Below are 12,462 nucleotides of genomic sequence, written 5' to 3' on the forward strand. Positions count from 1 at the left end.
TTTTTAATCGAAGTATATTAATTTATTGTTGTAACTGTAATGACAAGTAGTTATATCCTTTGCCGAAATTGCCAAGTACTTGTACGTAGCCGATTCATTGACAGCCTAGATCGTCGGAGTGTGGATATAAAGCCGATACTCCCCATCCGATCCGTTTTTTTTCATGGCTCATTTAAACAGTATCATTTTTTGACACGATTTAAAGTTATGATTAACCCATCAAGTAATAAAACATAGGAATCACAATTTAAAGAAGAGGAAGGGATTGAATATGGCAAATTACAGTATTGAGGAAAAAGACAGCTTTATCGTATTAGGAATCGGAACGGAGCTTCAAAGCGACTACACCGACTATGCCGGCATAAACAAGGAGAAGGCGGACTTTTGGAAAGCCGTGAAACAAGATGGAAGACTTGACACATTAAAGGCCGTGGCCGCAAATGACTATATTTTTGCCGTAAACGAAGCGGTGAATAACAAGATGATGTATTACGCTGGCGTGATGACCGAGGCATCGTTACCGGAAGCGACCAGAGTCATCCAGTTTCCTAAAAGGGGAATACCTCGTTGTAAAAGGAGAAGCGCAGACGGCTGAGGAGTTGAGTCAAGTGCTTACAGGCATTGCTTTTGGACAGGTGCTGCCGGAAGCACAGGATTTTGCCTATGTCGGCGGGCCCAACGCAACGGTGGAGATGGGGCAGCGAAACGGTCTCGTATTTGGTGAAGTGTGGATTCCGGTCGTAAGAAAATAAAGAGACTCGCGATGCTTCCGAAGCGAGTTTTGCTCGAAGTAGTTCGAAGAAGTACCCCACACAAAACTAAGTCTACGCTTTCGATGCGAGTTTTGTTCGAAGTAGGCTCGAGAAACGCTCACAAAACTAAGTTGATGCTTCCGATGCGAGTTTTGCTCGAAGTAGGCTCGAGGAAGTAACGCTCACAAAACTAAGTTGATGCTTCCGATGCGAGTTTTGCTCGAAGTAATTCGAAGAAGTAACGCTCACAAAACTTTTAGGAGTGATGAACATGTCCCATATCGTTGATTTTAAAAACGTATCCACAGCCGGGTTAGAATCTTCGCCCGTGGCCGAAGCGCTGGCTGGTTTACGAGCGAACGAAGCCCGTTACTTTATGAACAAATATAAGCATGAATTTACGGTTGTACCCGCCAGCGAAAGCCAGGAGACGCTCGATTATGTAAACCGAATTTTGAAAGAAGAACGCGATATTGAGTTTGCGGCCAAACCTTTAGAAACGTCGCGTTTCCAGGTGGAGAATATCCAATTTGCCTACGTTTTTTACGAGGATGGTCTTGCCCTCAACGTCATGTATACGGTGGATGATCCTAAGAAGCGGGCCGTTGGCTTTAAGCTTTCTGAGGGGATGGAGGTGCCGCAGGAGTTAGAGGGGAAGTTTAAGTTTGCCAGACAGAAGTCCAAATTAGCCGGAACCATTCGGGGTTCGTTTTTCGTAATAAAAGGAGAGTATTAAGGGAGTAGAATTTCATTTCGACAAGCACTTCCATGTATATCGAAACTCAAAGGGAATCGAAAATTCCGTGAACGACATGAAATGATGATGAATTTTTTGTCGGACGACAAAGAACATATAGTCAAAGAGCATAAAAGACAAAGAATATGTAGACATTGAAAGCCGCATAAATAGCGGCTTTTCGTTTTAAGTATCTATTGGGGTTCATGCTCTCTTTTGAATCAACTGCCGGATCATGATAGTATCGAGGATAGATAGACGGCAGGCTAGAATCGAGGGAGGGAAAGAGCATGGCCAATATCAAAGAAATCGCAAAGCTTGCGGGCGTGTCGGTATCCACGGTATCCCGGGTGCTCAATGATCATCCCTATGTTCGCGAGGAGAAGCGAGCGCGGGTCCTGGCGACGATGAAGCAGCTGAAGTATGCGCGCAATATGAACGCCGTTCACCTCATTACGGGCAGAACGATGAATATCGCCATTATGCTGCCGTTCATTAACCATGCGTACTTCTCCTTGCTGATGGAGGGAGCCGGGCAAGAAGCGCTTGCGGCAAGCTACCGGCTTATCCTTTGTCAGACGGGATATGCGCAGGACAAAGAATTGGAAGTGCTGGAGATGCTGCGGAACCGGGAAATTGACGGGATCATTATCCTATCGTCCGCCGTTACCCCGGAGCAGATCGAAGCCTACTGTCCATATGGCCCGATTGTTTGCTGTCTGGATGCGGGGGAGCGATTATTTTCTTCTATATATATTAATCATGCGGAGGCTTTCCGGCGTGCCATGCATTATTTGATTGACCGGGGACACCGCAGAATCGGATTTACGGTAGGAAGGCTGGACAGCCCCAGTACGAGAGCACGCAAAACAGCCTATGAGGAAGTGCTGAAGGAAATCGGAGAGCCTTACCGTGAGGAATGGATATTGGATGGCTGCATTGATCTTGAGGATGGTGCGGCAATCATGAACCGGCTTATGGATATGAGAGAACGGCCAAGCGCCCTGCTCGTGACGGGGGACCATGTGGCGGCCGGCTTGATCTACGAAGCGGAGAAGCGGGACATATCCATCCCGCAGGAGCTTGCGGTCATCGGATTTGACAATCAACCCATCGGCAAAATGCTAGGCCTCACGACGATCGATAACCGACTGCTCGATATGGGTTCAGAGGCTTTCAAAATCGTGTATGCCCATATTCAGGGAGAACGGAAAGACCCGGTGCGCAAGGAGCTGCCGTTCGAATTGATTGAGCGCTCGTCCGTATAGGAGTTTAGCCAAGTTCTTACAAATAGATTACAAAGTTCGACAATTGTGATATCCTTAATGTACAAGTGCTTTGTTTCACAACATCGATTAACGTCTGCAAGCGAGTTGCAGGCGTTCTATTCTGTTTTATGAGAGAAAGGAGCCTACGCCAGTGGATGTCCTGAATCAGTTTAAAAAAGCTTCGCGTATCCAAGTCATTCCGGTCATGCTCATACCGGTTGCTTTGGGGGCGCTTGGAGCTTATGTTTGGACAGGCCGTTTCCATATCGGGCTTTTTTTATTGACCTTGATCGGAAGCGGGGCCGCCCATTTGTTCTCCAATATGGTGAACGATTTGTGGGACTATAAGAACGGGACCGATACGGAAGCCCAGGAGGACGTCGATGCGATCTCCACGAATTCAGGTTTTCTAACCAAAGGCATCTGGTCCATCCGCAAATTCGAGAGCGTTACCTGGACGCTGTTCGGAATTGCCGCGTTATGCGGGATTATTCTGAGCTTGATCAGCGGCTGGTGGGCGCTTCTGTTCGGCGCGCTTGGCGGACTCATCGCTTATTTTTACGTGGCGCCGCCCGTTCGGTTCGGATACCGGGGCAAGGGCTACAGCGAAATTGCGATCCTGTTGTCCTTCGGTATTTTGCCTGTTATGGGAGCATTCTATGTCCAGACGTCAAGCATGGATCTTCGGGCCCTGCTGTTGTCGCTGCCGATCGGGCTGCTCACGACGTTGATTTTGTTCAACCATCACTTCCTGCATTGGCAGGCGGATCGTCAGGCCGGAAAAAGAACCCTTGTGGTCGTATGGGGGGAAAAGCGGGCGTTGACGTTCTCGCGGGCGCTGCTGCTGCTGGCCTGTCTGTCCTTGGTCGCCTGCGTCCTAGCCGGGGCGCTCCCGCCTTATGCGATTATTGCTCTGCTGACCGTTATTCCATTGTATCTTGTGTATGGAAGACTGAAGGATAGCAATCGTTCCGAAGCTTACTTGCCGCTGATGGGCGCGTCAACGATGACAACGATGCGCTGCGGCGGCGTGTTGATCCTGTCGCTGCTCGTCCAAGGCATAATCCAGGCATTCTAACCTATTTTTGTGAGAAAGAAGGAGACCTTAGATGGAACAACAACGTGTTTTTGGTGATTTTCATACCATCCTGTCGGAGGGCAAGGTTTGGAAGATCGGCGGCTTTCCGCTGCCGGACGGTTCCTTCTGGGAGTACCGGGAGCCCGACGCTGTCGTTATCGTGCGCAACGGCATCCTGTATGTGCGCGCACCGCTGAGCCGCCAGCATAATCAGATTCAGATTCTCGACAATGCCAAGCATATGTATTATTCCGTGGAAGAGGTTGAAGTGCCGGAATCGGGCGAAGTGACCTTTGAGCTTCAGATCCGTGCCCGTACGCAGGGCACCGTTCCCGGTGATTTGTACGACGGTTACGTATCTTTGAATCTGCTGGATTTCTCAACCGGAGCGGCGCTCGACTTCTTCGCTTCGAACGATAAGTATGCGAGCGTGTATGCGGTGCTGCCTTTCCCTGGCGTTCAGGTGCCGGAATCGGATAAAACCCGCTTCTTCTGCATTTTTAAAGAGGAAGATACACACTTCAAGCCGCAGGAATTCAACACGTACACAATCACCTATAACCGCAGTGAGGACGAGGCGGTATTCTACGTGAACGGACAGGAGGTCCGCCGGGAGAACAATATTCCGATCAAATTCAACAAGTTCACGATTGCGCTTGGCATCATGACGGAGAAGGATCTGACGCCGCAGGGCAGCGTCTCGGTTCATGGCCAAACCGTCATTGCCGAGTATTCCCCGGTTACGGTAACCATTAAGGAATAGCTGCTATCCATGTAAAAAAGCGAGTCGCGCTCACGTTAGAGCGCGGCTCGTTTGCGTCTTAAGGGGAGGGGGGATGGTTTGCTCGGGTAGTACTGGGGGCAGGGAGTGGATTGGTTTGCTTGGGTAGCGCGGGAGCAAGGGGGAGATTGGTTGTTTGAGTAGCGTGGAGGTTGGAAGTAGATTGGTTCGTTTGGGTGGCACGGGAGCTGGGAGTAGATTAGTTTGGTTGGATAGCATTGGTGTCTGGGAGTAGACTAGTTTGCTTGAGTAGCGCGGGAGAGTAGAGGCTCGTACAGGTGCATTTCTCCCGCGTCGACAATGGCATCTACTTGAGTGTTATGGCCGCCCCCAAGCGAACGAGCCTCGCCCAAGCGGTGCCTACGGGGAAACAAGTCCCGAAAAGGGACTTATGCTGCGCTAAAGCGGCGCCAACGAGCCAACAGGTCCCAAAAAGGGACTTGTGCTGCGCTAAAGTGGCGCCAACGAGCCAACAGGTCCCGATAAGGGATTTGGGCCCCGCCCAAGCGGTTCCTACGGGGAAATAAGTTCCGAAAAGGGACTTATGCTGCGCTAAAGCGGCGCCAACGAGCCAACAGGTCCCAAAAAGGGACTTGTGTTGCGCTAAAGCAACGCCAACGAGCCAACAGGTCCCGATAAGGGATTTGGGCCCCGCCCAATCGCCGCCCTCAGGCGAACAAGTCCCCAAAACGGACTTGCCCCCGGACTCCCCGTCCTGCCCATACATCCCCCTATAGCCCAAAAAAGCCACCCGCAAAGGGTGGCTTTCGTGTAGGTTCTATCTTTACTTCTTCAGATCTTCAATCGAGTTCACGTCGACATACGATGGAACGACGAGGCCGGTTTTAACGCCTTCCATGTTAGCGCCAAGGTCTTCGACCTGATCCTTGAACTTATCCCAGTAGTCGGCATGCGTCAGCGGGAGCCATGCGGCAACCGTAGCGTCAACGTCGCCGTTGGCGACCCCGGTCCACATTGGGCCGGCTTCGACTTGAAGCGCTTCGACCTTAAAGCCGAGCTTCTCTTCCATAATGACCTTCAGCAGATTGGTGCTGGCGATTTCGGAGTCCCAAGCAACATAGCTGAATTTAAAGCTTTTGCCGTCAACGGGCTGAACGCCTTGCGTCCATTCGTTCACTTTTTCGCTGTTGGCTTCCATCCATTCCTTAGCGGCAGCTTCCGGATTCTGTCCTTCCTGGATGGCGGTCATGATTTGACCCATATCGTCCGAGGTCCATTTGAAGTTGCTCAGGAACTGATAAGCCTCCGGCTGATCCTCTTTCAGGCCTTTACGAACAACCGTGTGAATTTCTTCGGCTTCACCATAAACCTTCTTCGGATCTTCAAGATACTTCAGATCATACTTGGAGAACATCCAGTGCGGCGTCCAGCCGGTAATGATGATCGGTTCTTTCTTCTTGATCGCCTTATCAAGCGTAGCTGTCATTGCTGCACCGGAGCCTTCGATCAGCTTCCAATCCGTCAAGCCGTACTCCTCAATCGCGGCAGCCGTGGCTTTCATAATACCTGCGCCTGGATCAATACCGATGATTTCATGGTTTACCTGCTCGCCGATCGAGCCGGCGGCTCCGCCGTTTGCGCCTTCGCCGCCCTGGGCTCCGTTCGTGCCGCCATTGCCGCCCTGTCCGCATGCGGACAGAAGGAGGACAGCTGCCAAGCTAAGCATCAACCACCATTTCTTGTTCTTCAAGTTAAGCACCCCTCTTTTTCGTTTTAAATATATTTTGTGTAAAGCGGTCCAGGACAATCGCCAGGATGACGACAGCCAGACCCGCCTCAAACCCTTTACCGATCTGCAGCTGGGTTACTGCACGGTAGACCTCGGCGCCGATGCCTTGGGCACCGATCATCGAAGCGATAACAACCATCGACAAGCACAGCATGATCGTCTGGTTAATCCCGGCCATTAAGGTCGGCATAGCCAGCGGAAGCTGGACCTTGAACAGCTTCTGTCCGGAAGTCGAACCGAATGCATCCGCAGCTTCGGTGAGCTCGCCGGATACCTGCATAATCCCCAGCCGCGTCAGACGAATCGTTGGCGGAATCGCAAAGATGACGGAAGCGATAACGCCCGGAACGACCCCGAGGCTAAAGAACGTAACCGCAGGCAGCAGATAAACGAAAGCGGGCATGGTCTGCATGAAGTCCAGAATCGGAATGATGATCCTGGATGCGGTTTTGCTGTAGGCTGCCCAAATGCCGAGCGGCACCCCGAGCACGATGGAGATCAAGCCTGCCGTGATGACCAGGCTGAGCGTGCTCATCGTTTGCGGCCAATACCCGAGGTTCTCGATAATGAGAAACCCGATGACCGTGAACAGCGTCAGCGGCAAGCGGCCAAGCAAATACGCGAGGACGGCCAAGATGACGATGAACAGATACGGATGGGGCAGCATGAACACATCTGTAAAAAACTCGACAATTCCTTCAATAATGAAGGAGATCGCATTGAAAAAGCCCGAGAACGTATCTCCCATCCACTCCACCAAGGAATCGATCCAGCTTGCGAGAGGAATCTTAGGCATCTTGCGTCACCCCCTCATTCTTGGATTCCCCGGCCAACGCGCCAAGCACGGCCCCGCGGACGATAACGCCCATCAGGCGGCCATTGTCATCCACAACGGCAAGCGGTACTTTGGACATGCTGGTAATTTCGAACAGCTCGTTGAGCAGGGTGTCCGGGCCGACTCTAGGACCGTCCGTTATCAAAATATCCTCCAGCTTGCGATGGTTCTTCATCGCATCGGAAGCTTCCTCGGCGGTGATGACCCCGAGCAGCTTCTTGGCGCGGTCAATCACGAACAGGTTCGAGATGCCGCGCTCGCGCATCAGCTCCAGCGCAACACGCGGACCGCGGTCCAGCGTAATCGCTTCGGGCCGGCGCATAACATGCGACGCCGTCAGTACCTTCGACAGATCGACGTCCTCCACGAACCGCTCAACGTAATCGTTGGCCGGCTGTGTCAGAATTTCCTCAGGCGTTCCGATCTGCACGACCGCGCCGTCTTTCATCAGGGCGATGCGGTCTCCGATGCGGAGCGCCTCATCCAGGTCGTGGGTAATGAACACGATCGTTTTTTTCATTTTGTCCTGAAGCTCGATGAGCTCATCCTGCATATCCCGGCGGATCAGCGGGTCGAGCGCGCTGAACGCCTCATCCATGAGCAGAATTTCGGGATCGTTGGCAAGCGCCCGGGCCAGCCCGACACGCTGCTGCATGCCGCCGCTGAGCTCATCCGGCATTTTGTCCTCCCAGCCCTTGAGCCCTACAAGCTCCAGCGCCTTCATGGCGGCTTCGCGCCGTTTGGATTTATTGACCTTCTGAATTTCCAGGCCGTACTCAACATTGTCGAGCACCGTACGGTGCGGGAACAATGCGAACTTCTGGAACACCATGCTGATCGTCTTGCGGCGTACCTCGCGCAGCTGTTCCTTATTCATTTTTCTCAGGTCCTTGCCATGGATCAGAATTTCTCCTGAAGTCGGTTCAATCAACCGATTTAGCAAACGTACTAGTGTGGACTTGCCGCTGCCGGACAGACCCATGATGACGAAGATTTCGCCTTCCTGAATATCAAAGCTGACACGGTTCACGCCAACCGTTATATTTTTCTCTTTTGCAATTCGCGCTTTGGACCAGCCTTGCTCCAGCAGCTGAAGCCCTTGCTCGGCACCAGGGCCGAACAACTTGCTGACATTCTTCACTTGCAGAATAGCCAAGAGTGACTCCTCCTTTTAATGTGTAGAGACGCGTTCGTATTAACCTTAATGCAACCCCGATCCGTCACTGCCGTCTCGTAAACCCATGTGCATCATTGTAACAATCGATACGTAAAGTATCAAACGTTATATCCGTACGTAAAGTACGTACAGTAAAAACTGTACAAAGTTATCCTCCCAAATCCTTTCGTATGCTCCCTTATGCTTAGTCATCGCTGTTCTTTACTTTTAAAATAGCTTTCCCTACAATAGACGAGAGAATGTGTGTGGATTGGGTTTGTTTAGATTCGCTCCAGATCGTTCACACTACAACTCGAGTCCATCAGTTTTGTTGTATGGCATGACTTCTTGGATGGTTACAGAAAGAGGAGGCTGCAAGCATGAGCTTGTACCAGTTGGATGAGGAACGGCAGGCTGCTGTGCAAAAGATTCGTAAGCGTGTCATTGAAAATATTGGACGAAATATGGACTTGTACGGCATACCGCTCTCAACAGGTCATTTGTATGGTCTGTTGTATTTTGCCGATAAACCGATGAACCTGGATGAGATGGGACAGGAAATGAAGATGAGCAAGACCAGCATGAGCACCGGCGTGCGAACCTTGCTCGATAATAAGATGGTCAACAAGGTGTGGGAGAAGGGCTCCCGCAAAGACCTCTATGAAGTGGAATATGATTGGTATCAGACTTTTGTGGACTTTTTCGACATTAAGTGGAGGAAATCGGTGGAGAGTAACATCCTGGTCCTCCGCAAGGCATTGCAAGAAACCGAGAAGCTCCTCAAAGAATATGAGGATGATCCGGTTATGGTGGCTGTGCTTGAGGCCGATCGGACCAAGATGCGTGAAGCCGTGGCTTATTACCGGTGGCTGGAGCGGTTGATCGACGCCTTTGTTGACGGAGATATTTTTAAATATGTTCCGAAAGAGCCGCCGGAGGGCGGTTCCTGATCTTGTAAGCAGCTGAAATTCCTTATAGTGCGAGTTCAAAAAGTCGGATTTTCAGCACCGAGGCGCATGCTTCCGAAGTGCGTTTTTTTCAAAACGCTTTAGGTTGGATGAAGGTAGGGACTGAGGAGCGGAGCTACACGTTTTACAGAAAACATCTTGGCGAAAGCATCTGCTGTTTTGGGTACGTGAGCACCTGAAATGTTTCCGTAGGAAACATACTTCGAAAGCATAAGCTTAGGCCCGGCTGAATTCAAGATTCGATGCCGAGTTACTTCTTGACTCCCTTCGTGATCAAAAGATGACTTTTTGAACAACCTCTTTTATAATACGAGTAAGGCAATGCTTACCTAACAAGGTACAACCTGTTCACCGGGTTGTGCCTTTTTTTGTTGGGTCAGGGACGGGGAGGGAGCCGGCATCATAGATCCGGCATCGCGCGTCAAAGCTTCACCCTTGTTCCCCAAGAACATTGAGGGAGGGGTTACATATGGTACATTCGAAATCCTGGCATGATCAAAGATTGGTGGAAATTCCGCATTTTGCATCCGAAATCTTGGGCAACACCCGCAGCTTGTTCGTCTATCTTCCACCCGACTATCACGAGAATACGGAGCGTCGTTACGCCGTACTCTATATGCATGACGGACAGCACGTCTTCTCCGCGGATGCGTCGGGGGAATCCTGGGACATGCATGTTACCGCAGACCGGCTTGTCGCCGAAGGACCGATGGACGGGATCTTGATCGTTGGCATCGCGACCGTGCCGGATCAGAGGCTGAACGAGTATTTTCACGAGCATCCGAACATGCACCTTGCATTCAAACCGCCTTTTGATGGCGATCGGTATGAGGCGTTTGTCATTGATGAAGTGATGCCGTACATCAACAGAACCTTCAGAACGCTGACCGGTCCCGAGCATACGGCGATGATGGGCTCCTCTGCAGGCGGAATCGTCACCTACAATATCGGCTTTAGACGTCCGGATGTGTTCGGTCACATTGCGGTAATGTCGCCTTACTTCGTTAAGGCCGATTTCGATGAAAAGGGCGAGCTTCGCGAAATTCCGTTTTACCACAGATACGGAACGCATCCGAAGCTTCGGGTGTGGCTGGATATGGGCGGAGCCGAAGGGACGTTCATGGAGAAGTACGCCAGAGAAGAAGCCGAACGGCTGGTCGCCGACGGGTTTGTGCCCGGAGAAGACCTTATGCTGTACCTGCATCCGGGTGCTGGTCATAGCCAGAGCGATTGGGCGGCAAGAGCCCACGCCCCGCTGCTGTACTTCTTCGGACGAATCGGGAAGCCTGAAGCTCTCGAGATTTGCGGGGGCGAGATCGTGGGGGTGAAGGGTCCCGACAAGCGGATCAATCCGGTGGTGACGTATACGAGCGGTTTCATGCAGACCGTCATGCGAGCGACATATACGGTTCTTGACCCACAGCTCCTTGAAGTCAAGCCCGACGGCACGCTGATCGCCAAATCGCCCGGAACGACGCGGGTGATCGTCCAATATGGGAACTGTACGGCGGACAAGGAAATCACCATTGTCGACGCTTTGCCGGAACGGGTTAACGTAACGGTCACGGTAAAGGTCCCGGCATCAACGCCGACCTATCCTTCGCTGTATGCGGGGATTGAGGTCAAGCCGGCGGGAGACGGGCTCTACAAGGGGAGCGCGATGATCCCTCACGGTCTTACTTTTACGTTCAAGGTATCGCATGGGTTCGGCCGACATGAGCGGCTGAAGCCGGATTCGGGAATCACGCGGCGGTCGTTTGTGGCGTCTTCCGATCAGGAGCTGTATTATGAGGTAGAAGGTTGGGAGATATAGAATTATTGGAACAAAATCGGAGGTTATAACATCATGACGATTAGATCGGCAAGACCGGAGGATGCAGCAGCTGCATCAAAACTGCTATACGACGCCCTGCACGACATTGCGCACCAGTTGACAGGGGAAGAAAGCAAGGAAGGGGCTGTCCGTGTTCTGGAGCAGTTTTTCCGGGAGCATGAGGGCAGGCTTAGCCATAAGCAGGCGGCTGTAAAAGAGATCGAAGGCAAAGCAGCCGGAATTATCGTGGCCTACGGAGGTGACCAAGCGCCGGAACTGGACCGCCCGATCATCGAGCGTTTGCGCCGTCTCAAGCATGACGATACATTGACGCTGGATAAGGAAGCCGATGTCGACGAGTATTATATCGATACATTGTCCGTATCCCCGGCATTCGGCGGGCAAGGCATAGGTTCTGCATTAATCAGCTATATGGAGGAGCGGGCAAGGGAGCTGCAATATCGTAAAATCGCGCTCGCTGTCGTACACGGGAATGACCGGGCCTATGCTCTATATGAAAGAAGGGGCTACGCCACCGATAAAGAAATCATGATTAACGGACATGTGTACCGTCATATGGTCAAGCTCTTGTAAAAAGTAATCCAAGAAAATTATTTTTAAACCGCCTATTTACAATTGGTAATAGGTGGTTTATTATTAATCCAAGACGATCTAAAAAATTAGAATGAATAGAAAGATTAGAACAAACGACTAAAACAGATCGAATTATGTAATTGGAATGAATAATAATTATTGGAACGGAGTGATTCATATGGATTCGAATCAAAATCAACAGGGCATGTTCGACATTACGGTGGAACAGGCGAAGCTGCTCGGGAGCTCACAGCGAGTCAAGATCATCGGGAGCTTGACCGATACGCCGAAAACCGCCAAGCAAGTAGCCGATGAGCTGGGCGAATCCCCGGGAAGCATCCACTACCATATCCAGAAGCTGTACGATGGAGGCCTGATCGATCTGGTAGAGACCCGTACGGTTGGGGGGATTGTTGAGAAATACTACAAATCCAAGGCCAAATGGTTTAACACGACAGGCCCGCAATCGCTGGATCCGGCGCTGGCCGATGATTACAATGCGGTTTCCAGCACGAAGATCCAGCTGCGGCTGCAGCTGACGGAAGAGGAGCGGGAAGAGCTGGCGAAGGATTTTAGATCGCTGCTAGAAAAATGGGTCAAGAAAACCATCGCCGCCAAAGACGATTCCAAGGAGTATGCGATCGGCGTCAATTTAGTCTCTACCGAAGAGGCGTCTAAGAAATAAGGAGCTTGCTTCCGAGCCTCCCCAAAAAACGAACTGAAATGGAGTG

General features: G+C 51.3%; 10 protein-coding genes and 2 pseudogenes. 9 read left to right on the forward strand and 3 right to left on the reverse strand.

The window, feature by feature from the left end:
• Positions 1-271: 271 nt before the first annotated feature.
• From MKX76_RS28645 to MKX76_RS28665, 5 genes and pseudogenes are all read left to right on the forward strand, one after another.
• A pseudogene (locus MKX76_RS28645) lies at positions 272-752 on the forward strand (GyrI-like domain-containing protein).
• 271 nt (positions 753-1,023) lie between these two features.
• Entirely contained in the window at positions 1,024-1,488 is a 465-nt protein-coding gene (locus tag MKX76_RS28650; protein WP_210094486.1) for a phage tail protein, read from the forward strand.
• Between the two features lie 290 nt (positions 1,489-1,778).
• On the forward strand, positions 1,779-2,756 hold the full coding sequence (locus MKX76_RS28655; protein WP_251535585.1) for a LacI family DNA-binding transcriptional regulator: 978 nt from the start codon (positions 1,779-1,781) through the stop codon (positions 2,754-2,756).
• A gap of 151 nt (positions 2,757-2,907) precedes the next feature.
• Positions 2,908-3,834, forward strand: a complete 927-nt coding sequence (locus tag MKX76_RS28660) for a prenyltransferase (RefSeq protein ID WP_144873439.1) — start codon at positions 2,908-2,910, stop codon at positions 3,832-3,834.
• Between the two features lie 31 nt (positions 3,835-3,865).
• On the forward strand, positions 3,866-4,597 hold the full coding sequence (locus tag MKX76_RS28665; protein ID WP_007132370.1) for a DUF6081 family protein: 732 nt from the start codon (positions 3,866-3,868) through the stop codon (positions 4,595-4,597).
• Positions 4,598-5,399: 802 nt separating this feature from the next.
• Here the strand turns inward: MKX76_RS28665 and MKX76_RS28670 are convergent.
• The 3 genes and pseudogenes from MKX76_RS28670 to MKX76_RS28680 form a co-directional block, all read right to left on the reverse strand.
• The gene (locus MKX76_RS28670) at positions 5,400-6,326 is read right to left on the reverse strand and encodes a glycine betaine ABC transporter substrate-binding protein (protein ID WP_007132371.1); all 927 of its coding nucleotides are present in this window, start codon (positions 6,324-6,326) and stop codon (positions 5,400-5,402) included.
• 12 nt (positions 6,327-6,338) lie between these two features.
• Positions 6,339-7,161, reverse strand: a pseudogene (locus MKX76_RS28675) (ABC transporter permease); the annotation flags it as partial.
• Complete coding sequence (locus tag MKX76_RS28680) at positions 7,154-8,356, reverse strand: quaternary amine ABC transporter ATP-binding protein (RefSeq protein ID WP_007132373.1); 1,203 nt, start codon at positions 8,354-8,356, stop codon at positions 7,154-7,156. The pseudogene MKX76_RS28675 and the gene MKX76_RS28680, both read right to left, overlap by 8 nt.
• A 380-nt stretch (positions 8,357-8,736) precedes the next feature.
• On the opposite strand from MKX76_RS28680, the gene MKX76_RS28685 reads away from it, so the two are divergent.
• From MKX76_RS28685 to MKX76_RS28700, 4 genes are all read left to right on the forward strand, one after another.
• A complete protein-coding gene (locus tag MKX76_RS28685) occupies positions 8,737-9,306 on the forward strand; it encodes a GbsR/MarR family transcriptional regulator (protein WP_007132374.1) in 570 nt (189 codons plus the stop codon).
• Between the two features lie 487 nt (positions 9,307-9,793).
• Entirely contained in the window at positions 9,794-11,137 is a 1,344-nt protein-coding gene (locus tag MKX76_RS28690) for an alpha/beta hydrolase (RefSeq protein ID WP_210094485.1), read from the forward strand.
• A gap of 33 nt (positions 11,138-11,170) precedes the next feature.
• Positions 11,171-11,731, forward strand: a complete 561-nt coding sequence (locus MKX76_RS28695) for a GNAT family N-acetyltransferase (RefSeq protein WP_210094484.1) — start codon at positions 11,171-11,173, stop codon at positions 11,729-11,731.
• Between the two features lie 178 nt (positions 11,732-11,909).
• Positions 11,910-12,416, forward strand: a complete 507-nt coding sequence (locus tag MKX76_RS28700) for a winged helix-turn-helix domain-containing protein (protein WP_007132377.1) — start codon at positions 11,910-11,912, stop codon at positions 12,414-12,416.
• Positions 12,417-12,462 lie beyond the last annotated feature (46 nt).

It is taken from the genome of Paenibacillus sp. FSL R5-0810, assembly GCF_038002285.1.
In the GTDB taxonomy this organism is placed as follows: domain Bacteria; phylum Bacillota; class Bacilli; order Paenibacillales; family Paenibacillaceae; genus Paenibacillus_AQ; species Paenibacillus_AQ lactis.